Origin of the sequence: Paraburkholderia sp. 22098, from assembly GCF_052045935.1 — a bacterium.
Classification (GTDB): Bacteria; Pseudomonadota; Gammaproteobacteria; order Burkholderiales; family Burkholderiaceae; genus Paraburkholderia; species Paraburkholderia caledonica.
Genome location: NZ_JBQEPV010000002.1, coordinates 439,243 through 463,234 on the forward strand (window position 1 = coordinate 439,243; position 23,992 = coordinate 463,234).

The 23,992-nt window shown below is 62.0% G+C and carries 23 protein-coding genes; 16 read left to right on the forward strand and 7 right to left on the reverse strand.

Annotated elements, in window-relative coordinates; all coding sequences use genetic code 11:
* The first annotated feature begins 294 nt into the window (after positions 1-294).
* The 10 genes from ACTJLB_RS05330 (at position 295) to ACTJLB_RS05375 (ending at position 9,653) form a co-directional block, all read left to right on the forward strand.
* Complete coding sequence (locus ACTJLB_RS05330; RefSeq protein ID WP_440782840.1) at positions 295-726, forward strand: DnaJ family domain-containing protein; 432 nt, start codon at positions 295-297, stop codon at positions 724-726.
* An 83-nt stretch (positions 727-809) separates the two neighbouring features.
* Positions 810-1,493 (forward strand): tRNA adenosine(34) deaminase TadA, encoded by a 684-nt coding sequence (gene tadA / locus ACTJLB_RS05335; protein ID WP_440782684.1) that lies wholly within the window; start codon positions 810-812, stop codon positions 1,491-1,493.
* Positions 1,494-1,542: 49 nt separating this feature from the next.
* Positions 1,543-2,469 carry a muramoyltetrapeptide carboxypeptidase gene (gene ldcA, locus ACTJLB_RS05340; protein ID WP_440782685.1) on the forward strand — a complete coding sequence of 309 codons (927 nt, stop codon included), beginning with the start codon at positions 1,543-1,545 and terminating at the stop codon, positions 2,467-2,469.
* A gap of 310 nt (positions 2,470-2,779) precedes the next feature.
* The gene (locus ACTJLB_RS05345; protein WP_440782686.1) at positions 2,780-3,568 is read left to right on the forward strand and encodes a GntR family transcriptional regulator; all 789 of its coding nucleotides are present in this window, start codon (positions 2,780-2,782) and stop codon (positions 3,566-3,568) included.
* Positions 3,569-3,922: 354 nt separating this feature from the next.
* Positions 3,923-5,404: an NCS1 family nucleobase:cation symporter-1 gene (locus ACTJLB_RS05350; RefSeq protein WP_087753206.1), complete on the forward strand. Its 1,482-nt coding sequence runs from the start codon at positions 3,923-3,925 to the stop codon at positions 5,402-5,404.
* 91 nt (positions 5,405-5,495) lie between these two features.
* On the forward strand, positions 5,496-6,323 hold the full coding sequence (locus ACTJLB_RS05355; protein ID WP_408171681.1) for an aspartate/glutamate racemase family protein: 828 nt from the start codon (positions 5,496-5,498) through the stop codon (positions 6,321-6,323).
* Positions 6,324-6,516: 193 nt separating this feature from the next.
* Complete coding sequence (gene puuE / locus ACTJLB_RS05360) at positions 6,517-7,467, forward strand: allantoinase PuuE (protein WP_020070169.1); 951 nt, start codon at positions 6,517-6,519, stop codon at positions 7,465-7,467.
* Positions 7,464-7,985, forward strand: a complete 522-nt coding sequence (gene uraD / locus ACTJLB_RS05365; protein WP_440782687.1) for a 2-oxo-4-hydroxy-4-carboxy-5-ureidoimidazoline decarboxylase — start codon at positions 7,464-7,466, stop codon at positions 7,983-7,985. Before puuE ends, uraD begins: the two co-directional genes overlap by 4 nt.
* A 145-nt stretch (positions 7,986-8,130) precedes the next feature.
* Positions 8,131-9,144 (forward strand): allantoicase, encoded by a 1,014-nt coding sequence (gene alc / locus ACTJLB_RS05370; protein ID WP_020070171.1) that lies wholly within the window; start codon positions 8,131-8,133, stop codon positions 9,142-9,144.
* Entirely contained in the window at positions 9,141-9,653 is a 513-nt protein-coding gene (locus tag ACTJLB_RS05375) for an ureidoglycolate lyase (protein WP_020070172.1), read from the forward strand. The genes alc and ACTJLB_RS05375 overlap by 4 nt, the downstream gene beginning before the upstream one ends.
* A 367-nt stretch (positions 9,654-10,020) precedes the next feature.
* Here ACTJLB_RS05375 and ACTJLB_RS05380 read toward each other — a convergent pair whose 3' ends face one another.
* Positions 10,021-11,214, reverse strand: a complete 1,194-nt coding sequence (locus ACTJLB_RS05380) for a urate hydroxylase PuuD (protein WP_408416827.1) — start codon at positions 11,212-11,214, stop codon at positions 10,021-10,023.
* 185 nt (positions 11,215-11,399) lie between these two features.
* Positions 11,400-11,753, reverse strand: a complete 354-nt coding sequence (uraH, locus tag ACTJLB_RS05385) for a hydroxyisourate hydrolase (protein WP_020070174.1) — start codon at positions 11,751-11,753, stop codon at positions 11,400-11,402.
* Between the two features lie 537 nt (positions 11,754-12,290).
* On the opposite strand from uraH, the gene ACTJLB_RS05390 reads away from it, so the two are divergent.
* Positions 12,291-13,688 carry an 8-oxoguanine deaminase gene (locus tag ACTJLB_RS05390; RefSeq protein WP_440782688.1) on the forward strand — a complete coding sequence of 466 codons (1,398 nt, stop codon included), beginning with the start codon at positions 12,291-12,293 and terminating at the stop codon, positions 13,686-13,688.
* Between the two features lie 111 nt (positions 13,689-13,799).
* Here the strand turns inward: ACTJLB_RS05390 and ACTJLB_RS05395 are convergent, their stop codons facing one another.
* Entirely contained in the window at positions 13,800-14,732 is a 933-nt protein-coding gene (locus tag ACTJLB_RS05395; protein ID WP_007181594.1) for a LysR substrate-binding domain-containing protein, read from the reverse strand.
* Positions 14,733-14,981: 249 nt separating this feature from the next.
* Here ACTJLB_RS05395 and ACTJLB_RS05400 point away from each other — a divergent pair, with 249 nt between their 5' ends.
* From ACTJLB_RS05400 to ACTJLB_RS05415, 4 genes are all read left to right on the forward strand, one after another.
* The gene (locus ACTJLB_RS05400) at positions 14,982-16,583 is read left to right on the forward strand and encodes an ABC transporter ATP-binding protein (RefSeq protein WP_027777221.1); all 1,602 of its coding nucleotides are present in this window, start codon (positions 14,982-14,984) and stop codon (positions 16,581-16,583) included.
* Positions 16,584-16,649: 66 nt separating this feature from the next.
* Positions 16,650-17,756 carry an ABC transporter permease gene (locus ACTJLB_RS05405; RefSeq protein WP_440782689.1) on the forward strand — a complete coding sequence of 369 codons (1,107 nt, stop codon included), beginning with the start codon at positions 16,650-16,652 and terminating at the stop codon, positions 17,754-17,756.
* 28 nt (positions 17,757-17,784) lie between these two features.
* Positions 17,785-18,714 carry an ABC transporter permease gene (locus ACTJLB_RS05410; RefSeq protein WP_020070179.1) on the forward strand — a complete coding sequence of 310 codons (930 nt, stop codon included), beginning with the start codon at positions 17,785-17,787 and terminating at the stop codon, positions 18,712-18,714.
* 69 nt (positions 18,715-18,783) lie between these two features.
* Positions 18,784-19,878, forward strand: a complete 1,095-nt coding sequence (locus tag ACTJLB_RS05415) for a BMP family ABC transporter substrate-binding protein (protein WP_087753197.1) — start codon at positions 18,784-18,786, stop codon at positions 19,876-19,878.
* Between the two features lie 126 nt (positions 19,879-20,004).
* Here the strand turns inward: ACTJLB_RS05415 and ACTJLB_RS05420 are convergent, their stop codons facing one another.
* Both ACTJLB_RS05420 and ACTJLB_RS05425 read right to left on the reverse strand, forming a co-directional pair.
* Positions 20,005-20,214 (reverse strand): dodecin, encoded by a 210-nt coding sequence (locus tag ACTJLB_RS05420; protein ID WP_020070181.1) that lies wholly within the window; start codon positions 20,212-20,214, stop codon positions 20,005-20,007.
* Positions 20,215-20,346: 132 nt separating this feature from the next.
* On the reverse strand, positions 20,347-20,574 hold the full coding sequence (locus ACTJLB_RS05425) for a hypothetical protein (protein ID WP_440782690.1): 228 nt from the start codon (positions 20,572-20,574) through the stop codon (positions 20,347-20,349).
* Between ACTJLB_RS05425 and ACTJLB_RS05430 the strand changes: the two genes are divergently transcribed.
* On the forward strand, positions 20,549-22,141 hold the full coding sequence (locus ACTJLB_RS05430; RefSeq protein ID WP_027804968.1) for an ABC-F family ATPase: 1,593 nt from the start codon (positions 20,549-20,551) through the stop codon (positions 22,139-22,141). The two genes, ACTJLB_RS05425 and ACTJLB_RS05430, sit on opposite strands and share 26 nt — an antisense overlap.
* A gap of 157 nt (positions 22,142-22,298) precedes the next feature.
* Here the strand turns inward: ACTJLB_RS05430 and ACTJLB_RS05435 are convergent, their stop codons facing one another.
* Complete coding sequence (locus ACTJLB_RS05435; protein WP_440782691.1) at positions 22,299-23,351, reverse strand: LPO_1073/Vpar_1526 family protein; 1,053 nt, start codon at positions 23,349-23,351, stop codon at positions 22,299-22,301.
* Between the two features lie 220 nt (positions 23,352-23,571).
* Positions 23,572-23,814: a hypothetical protein gene (locus ACTJLB_RS05440; RefSeq protein WP_440782692.1), complete on the reverse strand. Its 243-nt coding sequence runs from the start codon at positions 23,812-23,814 to the stop codon at positions 23,572-23,574.
* Between the last annotated feature and the right edge of the window lie 178 nt (positions 23,815-23,992).

A 23,992-nucleotide genomic window follows, 5' to 3' on the forward strand; every position in this document is an offset into this window, starting at 1 on the left:
TCGTGCTGCGTTGTCAACGCGTGAGTGTGTCATTTGCAATTGCATGATCGGTGGCAAAAAAGCAGGAAACAGAGAAGCGAAGTAGGTGAGCGACGTAGCCAAACGAAGCGAACCAAGCAGGCGGCCAAAGCACGCCGCGAGCGCGACTCGCAAAAAGTGTCGAAGCCTAGCTTGCATCCATCCAGGACTCCAATACGCAAAATCCGAAAAGCCGGCGGGCCGGGTGAATCCGGCGGAAGGAACCCTCGTGCGCTCCCTGATAGAATGCTTGGGCCGCAACGTAGTGGATTGCAGATGAGATTGCTTGATGCGTTAGTCGAACAGCGTATTGCCGCCGCCGCCGCACGTGGCGAATTCGACGATTTGCCGGGCGCAGGCGCGCCGCTCACCCTGGACGACGATGCTTTGGTCCCGGAAGAAGTGCGCGTCGCCAACCGGATTTTGAAAAACGCGGGGTTTGTGCCCCCCGCAATGGAGCAGTTGCGCGCGTTGCGTGACTTGCAGTCCGAACTGAGTGCCGTGAGCGATCAGGCTACGCGGTGCCGTCTTCAGGCTCGCATGCTGGCGCTCCATATGGCGCTGGAATCGTTACGTGGAGGCCCGTTGGTGCTTCCGCGCGAATATTGCCGCCGGATTGCGGAGCGATTGTCCGAGCGGGCTTCCAACAGCGATGTGTCCGCGGTGGAAGGCTCTCCCGCGAATGTCGCCGGCTCGGGGACACAGTGAGCGAGCCCGTCGTTGGTCGCGGGGCCATGGGCCCGAACTTGGGTTTGAACTTGGACTGGATCGAGGCAGGAAAGGAGCCGGAAATGCCGCCTGTTACTGTCGGTGGTGTTGTCACCATCGCCGGTGACTTCGCAAATGGCGAGCCGGGTGTCGCTGCCGCGGCGCCCATCGCCTCGTCCGATCCCCCCGAGCCGCTCGCAACCGCCGCCAACCCCATCGCCAACCTCGCCGCCAACCCGACCGTCTCCGACCGCGATCGCCGATTCATGGCCTTGGCGCAAGCTGCCGCCGAAGAAGCACGGGCGGCTGGTGAAGTGCCCGTCGGCGCAGTGCTCGTGCGTGGCGACGAAGTGATCGCGAAAGGTTTCAACCATCCGATTGGCGCGCACGATCCTTCGGCGCACGCGGAAATGGTCGCGTTGCGTGCCGCGGCACAGATCGCGCAGAACTATCGCTTGCCGGGCTGCGAACTGTATGTGACCCTCGAACCTTGCCTGATGTGCGCAGGTGCCATCATGCACGCCCGCATTGCCCGCGTGGTGTTCGGCGCTCGCGATCCGAAAACGGGCGCATGCGGCAGCGTCGTCGACGCATTCGCAAACCCGCAGTTGAATCATCACACTCAGGTGACCGGCGGCGTGCTCGAAAGCGAATGCGGCGCTGCGCTGAAGTCGTTCTTTGCCGAGCGGCGGCGCGCGAGCCGCGAAGCACGCGCGGCGGCACGTGCGGCCGTCGTCGCGGAAAAAGACCCGTCCGGCACACCCTGAATCGCAACGCTCTCCAAACCGCGCGGAACACTTAGACCAGAGCCTATCGATGAGCGTCCACCGTACCTTCAACCTGATTGCGCCTTCCGGCTATCCGCAAGAGGCGGAGGTGCTCAACCGCGCGTTGCAGCGCCTGCGCGCACAAGGGCATCGCGTGGAAGGGGTAGACGCGACGCGGCGTCGTTATCAACGCTTCGGCGGCACCGACGGCGAGCGCGCGGCGGATTTGAACCGGCTCGCGGATGCTTCCCGCGCGTTGCCGGACATCGTCCTCGCCGTGCGCGGCGGGTACGGCGCGGCGCGGATTCTGCACGGCCTCGATTACGATGGGTTGCAACGTCGTCTGAGCGGCGAGCCGGTTGCGCTGGTGGGCCACAGCGACTTCACGGCGATTCAGCTCGCTCTGCTTGCGCGCGCCGGCTTGAAAACGTTCAGCGGCCCGATGCTCATGAGCGACTTCGGCGCGGAACATGTCAGCGACTTCACCATGCAGCACTTCTGGTCCGCGCTGACAAAGCCGACGCTAACCATTGCGAGAAACGTGCCGCAAGCGCACGCGGTGGACGTCTCGGGCACCTTCTGGGGCGGCAATCTGGCGGTGCTCACGTCGCTCGTCGGCACGCCTTACATTCCGTCGGTGCAGGGCGGGGTGCTGTTTGTCGAGGACGTCAACGAGCAACCGTTTCGCATTGAGCGGATGCTTTATCAACTGCACCTGTCGGGCATTCTCGGCGAGCAGCAGGCGCTCGTGCTTGGCGATTTTTCGGGCGGCAAGTCGTACGACTACGACAACGGCTATGACCTGCAAGCCATGATCGATCAGATGCGGTCGGTGATCGGCATTCCGATCGTCACCGGCTTGCAGTTCGGCCACGTGCCGGACATGCTTACGCTGCCTGTGGGCGCCGACGCGCACCTGGTTGCAGATGCGAACGGCTTCAAGCTGACCTTGTCGAATTACCCCTGCCTGCGTTGAACGACCGCTAGCGAAGAGGTGCAGGCGAGGCCGCCTTTTCGCCGGTCCTTTACGTAGCCCAGGTCGGCAACTGCGGCTTTTCAGTGAAGGCCGAAAACCCCCGCGCTCGACTATTTTGTCGACAAAATGCGCCGCGCCAGCGACGCCAATCGTCATATCGAATCCAGCTCCCCCAGTCGCTGCAGGGCTTCCAGCCAGGCAGCCTGTCGTCGCCGCACGCCGTGCCGCAAAGATTGTCGATGATGCCAACAAAAATTGTTGACAATCTTTATGTCCATCCTATTATGACCTTCATACCGAGACACATATCATGTCCGACACCGAATCAGTCAACGCAAATAGTTCGAAGCCCGAAGCAATTGCCGAGCGCATTCGCGCCGCGATTCTCGAGCATCGGCTGGCGCCGGGCGCGAAGCTGACCGAAGCGCAGTTGTGCGAAGTGTTCGGTGTGAAGCGTGGGCCAATCCGGCAAGCGCTAGCGCAACTCGCGACCGATCATCTGGTGGATCTCGAACCGAACCGCGGCGCGTTTGTGGCAAGCCCGTCGCTTCAGGAGGTGCATGAGGTGTTCGAGATGCGCCGCATCATCGAGTTGGCAGTCGTCGAAAAGATCTGCGGCGGGCATGGCATGCGGCGGTTGAAGAGCATCGGCAGCATGATCGGCCGCGAACGCAAGGCGTTCGAAACACGCGACTTTTCGTCGTGGATTCGTCTGTCCGGCGAGTTTCACACGGAACTCGCTCAGCTGACCGGCAACACGGTGCTGTGCGACTGCCTGAACGGACTCGTGGCGCGTTCCACGCTGATTTCAGCGTTGTACGAGTCATTGGGGCGAAGCCCGTGTTCGTTCGAAGACCATGAAGCGATTCTCGCCGCGCTCGACGCCGGCGATGCAAAAGAGGCGGCGGCGCTCATGTCGCGCCATTTGCAAAGCGTCGAGTTGAAGATGCTGGAGCGGCCCGCGCGTGGCGCAGCCGATCTGCACGAGGTATTCGGCGCGTTTCACGGCGCCGGCAAGGCGTCATCTAAAGACTCGCCTGAAGAGTCATCTAAAGCATCATCGAAAGCATCACTCAAAGCCAGGTCCGCGCCAAGCTGAGGCAAGCGGCCGGCGTGCGCCCGTTGCTGGTGCGCGCCGCACTGAACTGAACGGATTGATCGAGCGTTGCGAGGCGGCCCTGCGCGGGCGCTGCCGGCTTGCGCGCGCACGTCCGTCGCCTGCGCGACGGGCCACGAATGCAGTAACGCATTGCCGGACATCCGCGGAAGGGCGGCAATGCGATAACCACAAGTACTTCAGTACGGAGACAACCGCGGCGTGGCCATGGCGGCGGCTCGAGCCTCGTTCGTCCAGAACGACGCGAAGCGCGAGCGAGACGCCAGAGCCGCAACTGGCATGGCCAATGCAATGCCCTTCGATTCGCAATCGACGGTTCCATCACAAGGAGGAATCATGGCTCAGTTCAGCGCAGCGCCCGGCAGTCCCGCAATCCCCCCTTATGCAGACGGTGACGCAACCGGCGATGTGTCCATGCCGGCCGGTTACAGCGAGCGGTTATACAACAAGGACCTGGCGCCGCTGCGTCACCAGACCTGGGGCGCCTACAACATCTTTGCGTTCTGGATGTCGGACGTGCACAGCGTTGGCGGTTATGTGTTCGCCGGCAGCCTCTTCGCCCTCGGGCTGACGAGCTGGCAAGTGCTGATTGCGCTGCTGGTGGGCATTGGGATCGTCAACCTGTTGTGCAACATGATTGCGAAGCCGAGCCAGGCCAACGGCGTGCCGTATCCGGTTGCGTGCCGTGCGACTTTCGGTGTGCTCGGCGCCAATGTTCCCGCGGTGATTCGCGGTCTGATCGCGGTCGCGTGGTACGGCATTCAGACGTATCTGGCCTCGAGCGCGCTGGTGATCGTCGTGCTGAAGTTCGTCCCGCAGTTGCTGCCCTATGCGGACGTTCATCGACACGGCTTCATGGGCCTGTCCACGCTCGGATGGTGCGGCTTCATGTTGCTGTGGGTGCTGCAGGCACTGGTCTTCTGGCACGGCATGGAGACGATCAAGAAGTTCATCGACTTCGCGGGTCCGGCCGTTTATGTCGTGATGTTCATTCTGGCCGGCTACATGGTGTATCGGGCCGGCTGGCGCAACATCGGCATCAACCTGGGCGGCGTAAAGTATCACGGCATGCAGGTATTGCCGGTGATGATCACGGCGACCTCGCTGGTCGTCTCGTACTTCTCCGGGCCGATGCTGAATTTCGGCGACTTTTCGCGCTACGGCAAGAGCTTTCGCAGCGTACAGCGCGGCAATTTCTGGGGGCTGCCGGTCAACTTCCTCGCGTTTTCGCTCGTGACGGTGATCACAACCGCGGCGACGCTGCCGGTGTTCGGTCAACTGATTACGGACCCGGTGGAGACGGTGGGCCGCATCGACTATCCGACGGCGGTGATTCTCGGCGCGCTGACGTTCACGATTGCGACCATCGGCATCAATATCGTCGCGAATTTCGTGTCGCCGGCTTTCGACTTCTCGAACGTGGCGCCGAAGCTCATCAGCTGGCGTGCTGGCGGCATGCTCGCGGCGGTCGCTTCGATCTTCATCACGCCGTGGAATCTGTTCAACAACCCGGCAGTGATTCACTACACGCTCGACGTGCTCGGCAGCTTCATCGGACCTTTGTACGGAATCCTGATCGTCGATTACTACCTGGTGAAGCGCCAGAAAATCGTCCTCGACGATCTGTACACCGTGGCGCCGACGGGAACTTACTGGTATCGCAACGGCGTGAACTACCGCGCGGTTGCTGCACTGCTGCCGGCTGCGGTCATCGCGGTGCTGTGCGTGATGGTGCCGTCGCTCGACGGTATGGCGAATTTCTCATGGTTCATTGGCGCGGGCCTCGGGGCACTGTTCTATCGCGTGCTCGCTCGCTGAGCATCGAGGCGCGGGCCATGCTGTGACAGCAGTGACAGGTGGCGGCCGACGGTGACAGCGCCGCGGTCATCGCAGTCGAAAAGGAGACGAGATGCGCATCAAACTGATCAACCCGAACACGACCCAACGCATGACCGACGCAATGGGCCGTTGCGCGCGTGAAGTGGCCGCGCCGGGCACCGAAGTGATTGCGGTCAGTCCGACAATGGGGCCGCCGTCCATCGAAGGCTATTACGATGAAGCCCTTGCCACGCCCGGTCTGCTCGCTGAAGTGATGGCGGGCGAGCGCGAACACTGCGACGGCTATGTCATCGCCTGTTTCGGCGATCCAGGACTGTACGCCGCACGCGAGCTCGCACGCGGGCCGGTGATCGGCATCGCGGAGGCGGCCATGCACGCGGCGAGCGTGCTGGCGCCCGGTTTCTCGGTGGTGACGACGCTCGCGCGCACCTGCGGGATGGCGTGGCATCTGGCCGAGCGCTACGGCATGCGGCGTTTCTGTCGCAACGTGCGGGCGACCGACGTCGCGGTGCTCGACCTCGACAAGCCCGGCTCGGCGGCGCGCCGCATCATTCTCGACGAGTGCCGGCGCGCGCTTGCCGAGGACGGCTCCGACGCGATCGTGCTCGGTTGCGCGGGCATGGCCGAGCTGTGCGCGGAGATTGAGGACGCGCTCGGCGCGCCGGTGATCGAAGGCGTGACGGCAGCCGTCAAATGGACCGAGGCGCTGATCTCGCTACGTCTTTCGACGGCCAAGCGCGGCGACTACGCTCGCCCCTTGCCCAAGCGCTATGACGGCGCGCTCGAATCGTTCAGTCCTGGCGCGACGGATCCGAATCCTGCGCCGCCGCGTGTCGTCAATGCAGATTCGCTGCGGGTAAACACCAGCGAATCCGAGCCGCACATACATTCAGTCTGACACGCACTATCTGCCCGGGTGTATGGGCGCACCCGGGCGTTTTCGCTACACTGGTCCAACTCGGCGCGGGCTGCCCGACGTGTTTTCCGACGCTGACCGGCTATTGCCGCTGTAACACGAAGCACGGCCTCCGGGCAGCTTTCACAACGCACCTTGCCAGCACAACGTATCGTCACCACGCATTCGTCAAACCATGGCACTCGACCCCAACTATCCACGCGATCTGATCGGCTACGGCCGCCACCCGGTGCAAGCGAACTGGCCAGGGCGAGCGCGCGTCGCAGTGCAATTCGTCCTTAATTACGAGGAGGGCGGTGAGAACTGCGTGCTGCACGGCGATCCTGGCTCGGAGCAGTTCCTGTCGGAGATTGTCGGCGCAGCGGCGTATCCGGCGCGTCACATGAGCATGGAGTCGATCTACGAATATGGCTCGCGTGCAGGCGTATGGCGCATTCTTCGCGAATTCGAAAAGCGCGGGTTGCCGCTTACGGTGTTCGGCGTCGGCATGGCCATTGAACGGCATCCCGAACTCGCGCGCGCGTTTGTCGAACTCGGTCATGAGATCGCGTGTCACGGCTATCGCTGGATTCACTATCAGGACGTATCGCCGGAAAAGGAAGCCGAGCATATGCGGCTCGGCATGCAAGCCATCGAACGTGTCACGGGTGAGCGGCCGCTTGGCTGGTACACGGGCCGCGACAGTCCCAACACGCATCGGCTGGTCGCCGAATATGGCGGCTTTCTGTACGACTCCGACTACTACGGCGACGACCTGCCGTTCTGGATGGACGTTGAAGTGACAGGCGGCACGACTGTGCCTCAACTGATCGTGCCGTACACGCTCGACACGAACGACATGCGCTTCGCGAGCCCGCAGGGCTTCAACACGGCAGACCATTTCTTCACGTATCTGCGCGACGCGTTCGACGTGCTTTACGAAGAAGGCGACGAAGCGCCGAAAATGCTGTCCATCGGCATGCACTGCCGGCTGCTCGGACGCCCCGGGCGTTTTCGCGCGCTGCAGCGCTTTCTCGACCATATCGAGCAGCACGATCGCGTGTGGGTGACCCGGCGCGTCGATATCGCGCGGCACTGGCGCGAACATCATCCCTATCAGCAACATAACCGCGGGGCTGCGGCATGAAGGCGATGCAATACACACTGGACCAACTCAACACCGTTTCGACCGACGCGTTCGTGGCGGCTCTGTCGGGTATCTTCGAGCACTCGCCCTGGGTCGCGGAAATTGCGGCGCATGAGCGGCCGTTTGCGAGCGTCGACGAACTGCATCGCAAGATGTCTAAGATCGTCGAGACGGCGGGCGAAGAGAAGCAGCTCGCGCTGATCAACGCGCACCCGGAGCTGGCGGGCAAGGCCGCGGTCCGCGGCGAACTCACGGCCGAATCGACGCGTGAGCAGAGCGGCGCCGGTCTCTCGCAGTGCACGCAGGAAGAGTTCGACAAGCTCCTCGCGCTGAATGCCGCGTATCGCGAGAAGTTTGGCTTTCCGTTCATTCTCGCGGTGCGTGGCTACGACCGTCACGGCATCATCGCGAACTTCGAGGCGCGCGTGAACAATAGCCGCGCCGACGAGCTACGCGCGAGCCTCGATCAGATCTACCGTATTGCGCGGTTCCGGCTGGAAGATCTGATTGGCGCGTGATGAACGCGTGACGAACGCGCAATGAACTGACGATCGCCGAACTGACGATCGCCGCCGCGCTTCAAGGTTCGGCATGACGTTGCAGCTTTGCGCTGCGGCTTCGCCGGGAAATTTCTGGCACTAACAAACATCAAGGAAGACACAGATGGCACTCCCGATTCTCGACCCCAACGCACCCGAATTCACGCGCCGCTACGTGAACCTGGCGGACCCGCGCCTGGGCGCGCAGGCGCTCGAGGCCAGCGACGACTTCTTCGCCCCGAAGGAGCGCATGCTGAACCCGGAGCCGGCCGTCTTCATTCCGGGCAAATATGACGAACACGGCAAGTGGATGGACGGTTGGGAAACGCGCCGCAAACGCGTGAGCGGCTACGACTGGTGCATCGTCAAGCTGGCGCGCCCCGGCGTGATCAAGGGGCTCGACCTCGACACGAGCCATTTCACGGGTAATTTTCCGCCGGCGGCGTCGGTGGAAGCGGCGCGCGTGGTGGACGGCGTGCCAAACCAGTCGACGCAATGGACCGAGATCGTTCCGTCCACCACGTTGCAAGGCAACAGCCACCACTACCTCGACGTGAGCGACGCAAACGCCTATACGCACTTGCGCGTGAACATCTACCCGGACGGCGGCATCGCGCGTCTGCGCGTGTACGGTCAGCCGCAAGTCGACTGGGCAGGCGCGAGCCGCACGGAACAGTTCGACCTCGCCGCGATGGAAAACGGTGCGTACCTGGTGGCGGCGAATAATCAGCACTTCGGCGCTGCATCGACCATTCTGATGCCAGGCCGCGGCGTCAACATGGGCGACGGCTGGGAAACGCGGCGCCGCCGCGAACCCGGCAACGATTGGGCGATCGTCGCGCTTGCGCAACCGGGCGTCATTTCGAAGATCGAAGTGGACACTGCGCACTTCAAGGGCAATTATCCCGACCGCTGCTCGATTCAAGCCGCATATGTGACCGGCGGCACCGACAGTTCGCTGATCACGCAAGCAATGTTCTGGCCTGTACTGCTCGGCGAGCAAAAGCTGCAAATGGACAAGCAGCATTATTTCGAAAGCGAGATCGCGGCGCTCGGGCCGGTCACGCACGTGCGCTTCAACATCATTCCGGACGGCGGCGTGTCGCGTTTGCGCCTGTGGGGCACGCTCGCATCATGAAGACGCTTGCAATCGAACCGCTGACGAAAGAATCGTTTGCCGCCTTCGGCGATGTGATCGAACTCGAAGGCGCGAAGCAGATTCCGATCAACCTCGGCACGACGATCCGTTATCACGATCTGGCCAACGTGGACGTGACCGACGAGAACGGCCGCGCGCTCGTGAACCTGTTTCGTGGACAGCCGCGCGTGCTGCCGTTCGAGGTGAAAATGCTCGAACGCCATCCGCTCGGCAGCCAGGCGTTCGTGCCGCTGAACGACAAGCCGTATCTTGTGGTGGTCGCGCCGGCCGGCGAGCTCGACGAATCGAAAATCCGCGCCTTCGTCACGAGCGGCTGGCAAGGCGTCAACTACGCGAAGGGCGTGTGGCACCATCCGCTGATTGCGTTGGGCGACGTGAGCGACTTCATTGTCGTGGATCGTGGCGGGGAGGGCCTGAATCTGAACGAGCAGGATCTGACGGAGTCGCTCTGGCTGACCGAAGACGCGTTGAGCGCGGTGACGGTTTAAGGTTCATGCTTCGGCGTGAGGACCCGCCGATGTTCAGAAAGCCCACGGCAGCAATGTCGTGGGCTTTTTGTTTTTGCAATGCCAGCGTGCGTGCTTGCGTACCCTGGCGTGGTGCGTCCTCACATGTACGTCCCGCCTGCACGCGCGGGACCAGTGCAAGCCGAAACAAACGACGTTCTCGTGCCGCACTGCTCGACGCAACCCTCAGCGGGGCAGGCGAGCCCGCTATCCATGCGCACTTGATCCCGGCAAACGGCAACCAGCAAAGAGAAAAGAACCCGCCAATAAAAAGCGGGCTTCCCGCTTCCGCGAAAAGCCCGCTTCATGACGCGCGACTACAGCCGGCCCAGCAAAGGCCAGAGTTCGACTATTTCGCCGCGCCACCCTGGAACCAGGCAGCGATCTTCATCCGTTCGTCTTCGGTCATGTGGGTTACGTTGCCAAGCGGCATCGCCTTCAGCGTCACTGCCTGCTGATAGATCCGCTGTGCGTTCTGGGAGATTTCATCCGGCGTATCGAGCAGCACGCCGGCGGGGGCGCTGCCCATCATCGTCGGATGCGCGGAGTGACATGCCACGCAGCGCTGTTGCAGCACAGGCGCAATGTCGGCCACTTTCAGCGTCGGCGCGTTGGCCGCCTGGGCTTGCGGCACCATCGGCTTCGGCATGGTCCAGAAGAGCGCGCCGAACATCAGCGCAATGCCGGCGAGCGGCAGATACCACAGCACCTGGCCGCGATGACGCATGACGAAGAACTGACGGATCAGCGCGCCGGCCAGCATGATGACAACGAGCACCGCCCAGTTGTACGGATGCGTGTAGGTCATCGCGTAGTGGTTCGACAACATCGCGAACACCACCGGCAACGTGAAATACGTGTTGTGCACCGAGCGCTGTTTGCCGCGCTTGCCGTAGATCGGGTTCGGCGTGTCGCCCTTGAGCATCGCGTCGACCATCTTGCGCTGGCCGGGGATGATCACGAAAAACACGTTGGCCGACATGATCGTCGCGAGCATCGCGCCCATGATCAGATACGCCGCGCGTCCCGCGAAGATGTGACACGCGAGCCAGGCCGCGATCAGCACGTACACGCCGACGCAGATGCCGAGTACTTTGTCCTTGTTGCCGAGAATGCGGCACAACGAGTCGTACACGATCCAGCCGGCAGCCAGAAAGCCTAGCGCGGATGCGACGGCAACCACCGGTCCCATATCGAGCACATTCTTGTCGATCAGATACGTGGACGGAGAAAACAGATACAGCACGGTGAAGAGACCGAAGCCCGACAGCCACGTGGTGTAAGACGGCCACTTCGACCAGTGCAGGTCGTCGGGCATTTCAGGCGGCGCGACAGTGTACTTCTGCATGTTGTAGAAGCCGCCGCCGTGTACGTGCCACAGTTCGCCGAACACGCCGCGCTTGCGCTGGTTCGGGTCGTGCGGCGGCTTCAGGCTGTTGTCGAGTGCGACGAAATAGAACGACTCGCCGATCCATGCAATCGCGGCGACGACGTGGAACCAGCGAATCGCAAGATTCAACCAGTCGGTGATAAAGCCTTCCATGAAACTCCTCCACTTCTGATTCGTTGTACGCGCGGCGACGTTCGACGCCTTTTTGCACCCGGCCGATAGACGAGGGCGGGCAGAGCGTCACCGCGCGGACTGCGGGGTGAAAGACGCAGTGCGCTCAGTTCGCACGACGTCGTTGTTGTTAGGGGTTATTGAGCGGCGCCGTTCGGCGATACCTGTCAACTGCCGCGATACGTGCTGTAAGACCACGGCGACACGAGCAACGGCACGTGATAGTGCGCAGCGGCGTCGGCGACGCCGAAGCGCAACACGACGCGATCCACGAAACGCGGCTCGGGTACCTTGGTACCGATCGAAGCGAAGTAGTCGCCGGCGGCGAACACCAGTTCGTACTCGCCTGCAACGAGCGCGTCGCCTTGCAGCAACGGTTCGTCGCAGCGGCCGTCGTCATTGGTGATGGTGGTTTTCAGCGCGCGGCGCGTGTCGCCCGTGAGCGCGAAGAGTTCGACCTTGATGCCCGCGCCGGGACGACCGTTCGCGGTGTCGAGCACATGGGTAGTGAGCTTTCCCATTCGCAATTTTCCTTGTGTGTTTGCGAGGTTTCGGCGGCAGCCCGATCCAGATACGTTTGCGGCGGATCGAGGCTCCACGTCAGTGGCTACATACCCGTCGGCGAATTGAAGCGAGCGCCGTTGCAGCCATTGTAGAAAGTTGTTCCGTCCAGCGCGGGCGCGATAAGAAAGATAATAGCTGGCGCATGACGCACAGTCTGCCGAAAGGCGCAGCGAGCAATCTCGCGCAGCCGTTGCAGCACATAGCGGTTCCGTTCGATCGTACCGGCGTCAAAAATGCCCCACTATATCGGCAGCCTGAAGATGGTTATCGCAACGGCGCGTGTTGTCAGCGTTATTTTGACGGCCGAAGGTTACGCCTGTGCGCCGCAGCAACGGCAGGCCCGAGAGGCTTTGAGCGCGGCACACGTCCCGAAGACGGCGCAATACGCTGGGTAACCGGGCCAACGGCGTTCGACGGGACGCGGCGGCGCGGCTTACGCGCCGTCACATCGCGTTCGGACGACTTTGCACGGAAGCAATCAGGCGGAGAAACGGATGACGATGGAACACGCAGCACAACAAACGGGCAAGCCGAACAGAACAATGCTGGTCAAGCACGCAGACGTGCTCGTCACGATGGACGGCGCACGGCGCGAACTGCGCGACGGCGGTCTCTATATCGAGGACAACCGCATCGTCGCGGTAGGTCCGACAGCGGACTTGCCGGAAACCGCCGACGAGGTGCTGGACATGCGCGGGCATCTGGTGATTCCCGGTCTCGTGAACACGCATCACCACATGTATCAGAGCCTGACGCGCGCGATTCCGGCCGCACAGAACGCCGAGCTGTTCGGCTGGCTCACGAGCCTCTACAAAGTGTGGGCGAATCTCACACCGGAGATGATCGAAGTCTCCACGTTGACGGCAATGGCCGAGTTGTTGCTGTCGGGTTGCACGACGTCGAGCGACCATCTGTATATCTATCCGAACGGCAGCCGGCTCGACGACAGCATCGCCGCGGCGCGCCGCATCGGCATGCGTTTTCATGCGGCGCGCGGCAGCATGAGCGTGGGTCAGAAAGACGGCGGCTTGCCGCCCGATTCGGTGGTCGAGCGTGAAGCGGACATATTGAAGGACACGCAACGCCTCATCGAGACGTATCACGACGAAGGGCGTTACGCGATGCTGCGCGTCGTCGTCGCGCCATGCTCGCCGTTTTCAGTGAGCCGCGATCTGATGCGCGAGTCGGCGGCGATGGCGCGGGAATACGGCGTGTCTCTGCATACGCACCTTGCCGAAAACACGAACGACGTCGCGTATAGCCAGGAGAAGTTCGGTATGACGCCCGCACAGTATGCGGAAGACCTCGGCTGGGTCGGACGCGACGTGTGGCATGCGCACTGCGTGCAACTCGACGACGCGGGCATCGAACTGTTTGCGCGTACCGGCACGGGTGTCGCGCATTGTCCGTGCTCGAATATGCGGCTCGCGTCGGGTATTGCGCCCGTCAAGCGGATGCGGCTTGCGGGTGTGCCGGTGGGACTGGGTGTGGACGGCTCGGCGTCGAACGACGGCGCGCAGATGGTCGCCGAAGTGCGTCAGGCGCTGTTATTGCAGCGAGTCGGCTTTGGTCCGGACGCGATGACGGCCCGCGAAGCGCTGGAGATCGCCACGCTCGGCGGCGCGAAGGTGCTCAACCGCGACGACATCGGCGCGCTCGCACCTGGCATGGCGGCGGACTTCGTGTCGTTCGACTTGCGTCAGCCGCTCTTTGCCGGCGCGTTGCACGACCCGGTCGCGGCGCTGGTGTTCTGCGCGCCGTCGCAGGTAAGCCATAGCGTGATTGGAGGCAACGTCGTCGTGAGGGACGGGCAATTGGCGACGCTCGAACTCGGTCCGGTGATCGAGCGGCATAACCGGCTGGCAAAGACGCTTTACGAAGCGGCGGCATAACATGAAGCGGAGCGGCGCCTGCGCACAATCACACACGCAAGCTCCGCCAGTGGTCAAACGTCTAACGTCTAACGTCTAACGTCTAACGTCTAACGTCTAACGTCTAACGTCTCAAGGTTTGTCGATCAGTGTCCTGGTCGCTTCGGCGACGAGGCTGCGCAGCCAGCGCACTTCATCGGAGTAATGCACGCGCTCGTGCCACAGCTGGTAGTACTGCATCGGCGGAAAGTCGAGCGGGGCGGGCACCACGGTCAGCGGCAGGAACTTGGCGTAGTAATCGGCGAAGAGGCGCGTCGTCGTAAAGATCAGGTCGGACTTGATCAGCACGTACGGCGCGAGATTGAAGTACGGCAGCGTGACGACCACGTGGCGTTTGAGCCGCTCGCGCGCGAGGTGCACGTCGATCGCGCCGCGCTGACCCACCGAGTAAGGAGTCGGCGCGAGATGCGGGGCGTTCAGATATTGGTCGAGCGTGAGCCCGCCGCGTTTGGCGAACGGATGCGCGTTGCTCATCAGGCAGACGATCTGATCGACGAACAGGTTCGACAGATGCAACTGCTCAGGCGGCTCCGGCCAGTTGCCCACGACGATGTCGAGCTTGCCGTCTTCGAGCGCGAGTTCGTAGTCGAACGCGGGACCGAGCGAGTGAAACTCGAGCGTCGCATTCGGCGCCGCCTGGCGAAACCGCTCGACCACCGTCGGCACGAACAGCACGTTCAGGTAGTCCGGGCAGCCGATGCGGTAGCAGCGAATCGAAGTGGCCGGGTCGAAATTGTGTTGCTGGAACTTGATGCGTTCGATCTCGCGCAGCGCGTTCTGCACCGGTTCGAGAAGGCGCAGGCCGTATTCGGTGGGCACCATGCCGGATTTGCCGCGCACGAGCAGCGGGTCGCCGGTAATGTCGCGCAACCGGCGCAGCGCGGCGCTGATAGCGGGTTGCGACTGGTTCAGTTTGACGGCCGCGCGCGTGACGCTGCGTTCCATCAACAAGGTGTGCAAGACGCGCAGAAGGTAGGTATCGATCGCCTCGCGTTGCTGACTCATGACTTCTCCGAAATATATGTTCTGGCTGATCGAGTGGGGGCGTGGGTATATGCGTTTTAATATGAACGAAAAACGGCGTCAAGAGAGACATACCCGCAGAGCTTGCTGTGGCGCGGGTTTGCGGGAATTTTGGCCGCTCGACTGAGCGGGTCGAATTAGGTATTGTCATCCGGTTGTGGTGACGGATCGACCGCCGGCAAGGTGGACGACCTCGCAGCAACCGCAGTCACCGACGCACTATGGAATCACATGAGCGACTCTTTTTATAGCGACGGCGCCGCCGCGCAGCCGGCAACGAGGCCGGAACAGGCGGCGCCCCGGTTGATGCTCAAAGGCATCACCAAACAATATCCCGCCGTGCGGGCCAACGACGACGTCACGCTGATCGTCGCGCCGGGCGAGATCCACGCCGTGCTCGGCGAGAACGGCGCGGGCAAGAGCACGCTGATGAAGGTGATCTACGGCGCGGTGCGGCCCGATGCCGGAGAGATTCAATGGGAAGGCGAAGCGGTCGACATCGCGAGCCCCGCGGCCGCGCGCAAGCTCGGCATCGGCATGGTGTTTCAGCACTTTTCGCTGTTCGAAACGCTCACGGTCGGCGAAAACATCGCGCTTGCACTCGACGAACCCTTCGATCTCAAAGCGCTGTCCAAACGCATTCGCGAAGTCTCCGCCGACTACGGCCTCGACATCGACCCGCAGCGTCACGTGCATAGCCTGACGGTGGGCGAGCGGCAGCGCGTCGAAATCGTGCGTTGCCTGCTGCAGAACCCGCGTTTGCTGATCATGGACGAACCCACGTCCGTGCTCACGCCGCAAGCGGTGCGCAAACTCTTCGCGACGCTGCGGCGGCTCGCGGCCGAAGGCTGCAGCATTCTCTACATCAGCCACAAGCTCGATGAGATCCAGGAACTGTGCGACACGGCGACGGTGATGCGCGGCGGCCGTGTCACCGGCCACGTGAAGCCGAAAGAGGAAACGCATGCGTCGCTCGCGCAGTTGATGGTCGGCCATTCGCTGCCCGATTACACGCGTCGTGAGCATAATCCGGGCGCGGTGCTGCTCGATGTAAAGGCGTTGTCGGTGACGAGCGACGACCCGTTCGGCACGTCGCTCGAGAACGTGTCGTTCGCGGTTCACGCGGGCGAGATCTTCGGCATTGCGGGCGTCTCGGGCAACGGTCAGGCGGAATTGCTGTCGGCGCTCTCAGGAGAGAAGCGCGGCCTGCGAGCGGACGCCGTCACCATTTGCGGCAAGCCAGCGGGGCGGCTCGGCGCAGGCGGCCGGCGCGCGCTCGGCTTCGGCTTCGTACCGGAAGAGCGCCTGGGCCGGGGTGCCGTGCCCGCAATGACACTGTCCGAAAACGCGCTGCTCACCGCGCATCGTCAGAAGATGGTCAACTCGGGCTGGATCAACTCGGGCGCGATGCGAGCATTTGCCCGGCGCTGCATTGAAGCCTTCGATGTGCGATGCGGCGGCTCCGAGGCGCTCGCGCAAAGCCTGTCGGGTGGCAATCTGCAGAAGTACATCATGGGCCGCGAGATACTGCAGGCGCCGAAGGTGCTGGTGGTCGCGCAACCCACATGGGGCGTCGACGTGGGCGCGGCGGCCTTCATTCGCCAGCAGTTGCTCGATCTGTCGGCAAGCGGCGTAGCGATCCTCGTGATTTCCGAGGAACTCGAAGAACTGTTCGACATCTGCGATCGCATTGCGGTGCTTGCGGGCGGCAGGCTCTCGCCGGTGCGCGCAACCGGCGCCACCAACGCCGAGGAAATCGGCCGCTGGATGGCGGGCCTTTTCGGTGGCCGCGAGGGCACGGCGCCTTCAGCGGAACAGCCGGCGCATGTTTGAGCCGCGGTATCTCCCGGCATCTGTCTCCGCGTCCGTTATCAGAACCCGAAAAAACACACGCTACCCATGATTCTTCCGTATCGACTCGAAGCGCGCACGACGCCCTCGCGCACCATGCAACTCGCCGTGCCGCTGATCGCGGCATTGCTCACACTCGCCATTGGCTTCGTAATTTTCGGCCTCGTCGGCCGCGATCCGCTGCAAGCGATGCACGCGTTCTTCGTTGAACCGCTGTCGAGCGTGAACGGCTGGTCGGAGCTTCTGCTCAAGGCATCTCCGTTGTGCCTGATCGGTCTCGGGCTTGCGATCGGATATCGCGCGAATGTATGGAACATCGGCGCGGAAGGGCAGATGCTGCTCGGCGGCATTGCCGCGAGCGGCGTCGCGATCTATTTCGATCAGGCGACCGGCTGGTGGATTTTGCCGCTGATGATGATCGCCGGCGTAATCGGCGGCATGTTGTGGGCGGCGATTCCCGCGCTGCTGAAAAGCCGTTTCAACACCAACGAGATTCTCGTGAGCCTGATGCTCACCTACGTGGCCACGCAGCTGCTGATCTATCTGGTGAGCGGCCCATGGCGCGATCCGCAGGGCATGAATTTTCCGCTGTCGGAAATGTTCAGCGGCGACGCACTCTATCCGACCTTTTACGGCGACTGGCACTGGAAATGGCTGCGCGGCACGCGTCTGAATGCGTCGGTGTTCGTCACGCTGATTGCGATCCCGCTCGTCTGGCTCTTCATGCGCAAAAGCTTTGCCGGCTACCGGATGAACGTCGGCGGTCTTGCGCCGCTTGCCGCCCGTTATGCAGGCTTTTCCGATAAGAAAACTATCTGGATGTCGCTTCTGATCAGCGGCGGACTCGCGGGCCTCGCGGGCATGGGCGAGATCGCCGGGCCTATCGGCCAGTTGCAGGCGACCTGGTCGCCGGGTTACGGCTTCACGGCAATCATCGTCGTGTTCGTCGGACGGCTGCATCCTGTCGGCATCGTGCTCGCAAGCCTGCTGATGGCGTTGCTGTATCTCGGCGGCGAAGCAGTGCAGACCTCGATGCAGTTGCCGCAGGCGCTCTCCGGCGTGTTCCAGGGACTGCTGCTGTTCTGCCTGCTCGGCGCCGATCTGTTCGTAAATTACCGCGTACGCCGGCGCTCCGTTGCCGCGCAAGCCCACTGACCCGTCTAACGCTTCGCTGCCGCAATCCATGGATATTCAACAAGCCAGCGCGCTCACTTCGAGCGCCGTCACCGCCGCGATTCCGCTGATGTTCGCGGGCGCGGGTGAACTCGTCACCGAAAAGTCGGGCGTTCTCAATCTCGGCGTGGAGGGCATGATGCTGATGGGCGCCGTGACCGGCTACGCGGTTACCGCGATCACCGGCAGCCCCTGGCTCGGCGTGCTCGCCGCGATCGGCGCGGGCCTCGCCATGTCGCTGCTGTTCGCGTTTCTCACGCTGACCATGCTCGCCAACCAGGTCGCCACGGGCCTGTCTCTAACCATCTTCGGCATCGGCCTGTCCGCGTATGTCGGCAAGCCGTACACGTCGGCGGCGGTACGCGCGACCATCGACACATGGACCATTCCAGGTCTCTCGAAGATTCCGGTGCTCGGTCCCGCGCTTTTCAGTCTCACGCCGCTCGATTACCTCGCGTTTCTGATGTTCGCGGTAATCGGCTGGTTTCTGTATCGCACGCGCGCGGGGCTCGTGTTGCGCTCGGTCGGCGAGTCGCCGCAGGTCGCGCATTCGGTAGGCTTCCCGGTGGTGGGCGTGCGCTATGGCGCGGTCGCATTCGGCGGCGGCATGGCGGGACTGGCCGGCGGCTATTATTCGATCGTCAATCTGCACCTGTGGCAGGAGCAACTCACATCGGGCCGAGGCTGGATCGCGCTCGCGCTTGTCGTGTTCGCGACGTGGCGCCCGGGGCGCCTGCTGATCGGCGCGCTGCTGTTCGGCGCCGTGACCGGCCTGCAGTTCTACGCGCAGGCGATCGGCGTGCCGGTGCCCACGCAATTCCTCGCGATGCTGCCGTACGTCGCGACGGTCGTCGTCCTGGTGCTGATCTCGCGCAACCCGAACACGATCCGCCTGAACGCGCCGGCATCGCTTGGCAAGCCGTTTTTCTCGGCAGGCTGAGGATCGTCGGCACCGTCGGCAAGTGGTCCCCAAATCTCAAATCAATCGATAAACACGACAGGAGAAAACATGAAGAGAAGAAATCTGCTGACCGCTTTTGCCTGGGGCGCGGCGTCGCTCGGGCTGGTTGCGTCGCTGCCGCAGGCCGCGCAAGCCGCGGACGCGCCGGGCGTGGCGTTCGTCTATCTGGGCAATCCGGGCGATGCAGGCTGGACGTTCGCGCACGACCAGGGTTCGAAGGAAGCCGAAGCGAAGTTCGGCAACAAGGTCAAGATCACGCGTATCGAGAACGTGCCGGAATCGGCCGACTCGGAGCGCGTATTCCGCGATCTGGCGAACAAGGGCAACAAGATCATCATCGGTTCGAGCTTCGGCTATCAGGACTTCGAACTCAAAGTCGCGAAGGACTTTCCGGACACTGTTTTCCTGCACGCAACCGGTTACAAGAAGGCGCCGAATTTCGGGACTTACGACGTGCGCATGTACCAGGGCGCATACCTCGCCGGCGTGGCCGCCGGTTACGTGACGAAGACGAACACGCTCGGCTTCGTCGCTTCGGTGCCGATTCCGGAAGTGGTTCGCAACATCAATGCGTACACCCTCGGCGCGCGCTCGGTGAATCCGAAAGTGCATACGAAGGTCATCTGGATCAATAGCTGGTTCGATCCGGGCAAGGAGAAGCAGGCCGCCGAAACGCTGATCGGCCAGGGCGCGGACGTGCTGTTGCAAAACACGGATTCGAGCGCGACGCTCGCGACCGCATCCGAGAAACATGTGCACGCGTTCGGCTGGGATTCGGACATGAAAAAGTTCGGCCCGAGCGCGCATCTGGGTTCGGTGGTCGCGCACTGGGGCGTGTACTACAACGCGGCGATCCAGCAGGTGCTCGACGGCAAATGGAAGAACGACCCGGTGTGGTGGGGCATTCCGCAGAAGGCCGTCGATCTGGAAGACCTGAACACCTCGGCGATTCCGGCTGACGCGCAGAAGAAGGTCGCCGCGAAGCGCGACGAACTGGCGGGCGGCAAGTGGGATGTGTTCGCCGGTCCGATCAAGGACCAGTCCGGCACGGTGAAGGTGCCGGCCGGCAAGACGCTGACCGATCCGGAACTGCAGCGTCTGAACTGGTACGTGGAAGGTGTGGACGGTTCGTTGCCGAAATAACGCGCTACATTGCGGCGGGCCCCCGCCGCATGAAAAGACTGCCGGAGCCGCGTCCGCTACGGACGCGGCTCTTCCGGTTTCAGTCGGGCGCTGTCCGGCGGCTTTACGTCGCCGGCGTTAGCCGCATCAATCGTCGATGCGCAAGCCCACTTTGATCGTCACCTGCCAGAAGGCGACTTTGTCGTTTTCGATCTGGCCCCGGGTTTCCGTCACTTCGAACCAGTGCAGATTGCGCAGCGTTTTCGACGCCTTCGCAATGGCGGTGCTAATGGCGTCGTCAATCGATTTCGGCGATGAGCCGGTCAGTTCGATCTGCTTGTAGACGTGGTCTGACATGAGGTCTCTCCTTTGATCTTCGTTGGCGTTCAGAAAGTATAGGTAACGCGCGCGGGTAAAACGTCAGTCGCGTGACGATCCGATGTTGCACGGCGCGTGCCCGCTCAACGAGGCCGGAAGGGCCGATGGTCGCTATTTGCTGCGCACCTGGTGCCCGCTGAACGTGTTGAACCGTGCGCCGACAGGCCGACGCAAGCCGGTTTCGGCGTTCATCGACATTTTGCAGACGCCGCGCGCCGTCACCGGCCGGCCACGCATCGCGCGTGGGCTGGATTCGCGATAACCTGCTAAAATATCGGGTTTTTCGCCGATATCACATTCAAAGGGACGCGCCGTGCTGTCTACTGCCAACATCACCATGCAATTCGGGCCAAAGCCCCTGTTCGAGAACATCTCGGTCAAATTCGGGGGAGGGAACCGCTATGGCCTGATCGGTGCAAACGGCTGCGGCAAGTCCACCTTCATGAAAATCCTGGGTGGCGATCTGGAGCCGAGCTCGGGCAACGTGATGCTCGAGCCGAACGTGCGCCTCGGTAAATTGCGCCAGGACCAGTTCGCGTATGAAGACGTGCGCGTGCTCGACGTCGTGATGATGGGCCACGCAGAAATGTGGGCCGCCATGACCGAGCGCGACGCGATCTACGCGAACCCCGACGCGACCGACGACGACTACATGCACGCCGCCGAACTGGAAGCGAAGTTCGCCGAATACGACGGCTATACCGCCGAGGCGCGCGCGGGCGAACTGCTGCTAGGCATCGGCATCGCGATTGAAGACCACAACGGCCCCATGAGCAACGTCGCGCCTGGCTGGAAGCTGCGCGTGCTGCTCGCGCAGGCGCTGTTCTCGAAGCCGGACGTGCTGCTGCTCGACGAGCCGACCAACAACCTGGACATCAACTCGATCCGCTGGCTGGAAGACGTGCTCAACCAGTACAACTCGACGATGATCATCATCTCGCACGATCGACACTTCCTGAACCAGGTCTGCACGCACATGGCCGACATGGACTTCGGCACGCTGAAGGTCTATCCGGGCAATTACGACGACTACATGCTGGCCAGCACGCAGGCGCGCGAGCGTCAGCAGAACGCGAATGCCAAGGCGAAGGAGCGTGTCGCCGACCTGCAGGACTTCGTGCGCCGCTTCTCCGCGAACAAGTCGAAGGCGCGCCAGGCAACCAGCCGTCTGAAGATGATCGACAAGATCAAGATCGAGGAATTCAAGCCGTCGTCGCGGCAGAATCCGTTTATTCGCTTCGAGTTCGAAAAGAAGCTGCACAACATCGCGGTGGTCGCGGACAGCATCTCGAAGAAGTACGAGCGCACCATCTTCAATAATTTCAGCATCAGCGTGCAGCCTGGTGAGCGGATCGCAATCATCGGCGAGAACGGCGCAGGCAAGACCACGCTGTTGCGCTCGCTGCTCGGCAATCTGCAACTCGATCACGGCACGGTGAAGTGGGCCGAGAACGCGAACGTCGGCTACATGCCGCAGGACACGTACGAAGAGTTTCCGAACGACGTCACCCTGATGGACTGGATCGACTCCTATCGCAAGGAAGGCGACGACGAGCAGATGGTGCGCGGCACGCTGGGCCGTCTTCTGTTCAATGCCGACGACATCCGCAAGTCGGTCAAGGTGCTGTCGGGTGGCGAGAAGGGTCGCATGATCTGGGGCAAGCTGATGCTGGGCCGCCATAACGTGCTGCTCATGGACGAGCCGACCAACCACATGGACATGGAATCGATCGAGTCGCTGCAAATCGCGCTCGACAAGTTCGAAGGCACACTGATTTTCGTGTCGCACGACCGCGAGTTCGTGAGCGGGCTGGCCAACCGGATCATCGAAGTGAAGACCGACGGCACGCTGAACGACTTCGGCGGGAATTACGAAGACTTCCTGGCGAGCCAAGGCGTGCAGTAACTGTCCCAAAGCGCCCATTCATGTGACGCCATTGTCCCACGGATTTGTCCCACTGGGACAATGGCTGACTGAGCACGTCCTGCCGTTCCAATCGCATGCTGTCGGAATAAACTAAAAGAGGGCGCGATGATCGCAAACGGCAACGCAGGCGGTAGGACTAGTTGACCCACACACTCAAGTCTGCTTGAACTAGACCAAGTCGGCGGGCATTGGCGTGCGCGACGGCCATACCTACGGCAGTCACGACGACCTGTCTCATGGGTGTCGAATTCCAAAGCCGTACCAGTCGAGCACCGTTCGGTCCCATCCCGGAAACTCGGGCATCGATTTCCGCCTCGGGCATCAAATTTTGGCTTTGCAGTCCTACGAGCTCTACGATTGTTTGTTCAGACAATCCTCGCGCGTTGGCTGCCTCTCGTAGCAGATTCTCATCTCCGCCAGTCACATGTTTAAGCGCCAAATCTGCTGGACATGGAGCGACAAACTGCGCGGCTGCGGGTTCGCGGGCAAGCAGCGCATCAAAATGGTTGGAGTCAAGGCCCCTCGCCAGCATAGTTGGGTAAACTTTATGTAAGAGTTGACTAAAGCGAAATTCGCCTAGCTCAACAGTGACCGCTCCGGTGTAGGCCAGGTACGTGTAGACACCCTGCGTATCGGGAATGCTAGCTGCCAAAGGCAACACAGCATGTCGCAGATACTCCCAGAGCGCTGCTTCGTGTGGAAACTGCCCCCGACAATGTCTCAGTAAGAAGATAAGCGTTAGAAGGGAAAGCTGCTCGGCCGTCAGCCGAGACATAACAATGATCGCTTCGTTTAGCACAACTTGACGAAGGCTTCTGTTCGGTTCGCCAGCCCTTTCCGTCAGAAGACTGACAAGCGTTTCTTCTTGGTTAGCGTCTCCAGATCGCGCGAAGCTCTTCTGCGCTTCGAACAGGGAGTGCTGAAAGTCGGGGTTAGCTACTTCCGGGGGCAGCGCCTCGGCGTGTGCCTTTCGCATTTCGGTCAGGAATCGCTCGACCAAATGCTCTGCCCTTGTTCGAGCGGTCTCTTGCGCAATCCCTTGGAGTTCAAGCGCGTTGGCACGATACACGTCCAGAGCGATCTGACGTGCATCGGCGTACGTGATGCCCTGTTGCACGATGACATCTCGCCCCGCCTGAGCATTTACGGCGTTATCGCCGCCTTGCTGGCTTTGTTCTTTATTCAGCATCGCTCTACCGGTCCTTTCTATTTATGTCCCCGACGTGTGCGTCCCGTCCGGCTTGCACGTTTACGGAATTCGCGCCGCCTCGCTGGCGCTGCGTTGCAGATTCATGCCGCCTAAAAACCCGACTGGCAAGCCAGCCGAGGAGGGCGACCGCAAGTGCCCCGCCAATCCCGTCGAAAAGCCATTGACTGTTATCAGTTATCCACTTGAGCATGTTGGAACTTCAGAGCAAGGTTTTAAGGTAGTTCACGAACCCAGTACAGGCAATCAGGAAGTACTTCGCTTCGTCGGAAGTGAGGTTTTGCTCGTCCATCAGCGCGTGACGAATGCCGTTCGCGTCACTCGTGTAGCCATACAGAGCCGTATAGCCCTTACGTAGTGCGCCGTGCAACTTGCCCGTCTTCTCCAGCGCGCCTAACGCCTCGCCAAGTTCGGCCTTGTCTTTCCCGCTGATGATCTTCGCCATTGACTCAACCGCTGAAATCGACTCCTTTATGGAGTTGCGATAGTCCGGGTTTTGATCCCCATTCTTTTTTCGTGTCCACCAGCCGTCCTGCGCGCTTCTCAAAGTCGATCCCACGTAAGCGCCAGCATCTCCGACTGCCGCATGGCCGTTTCAATGGCGACGATAACGGCGTGCTCCT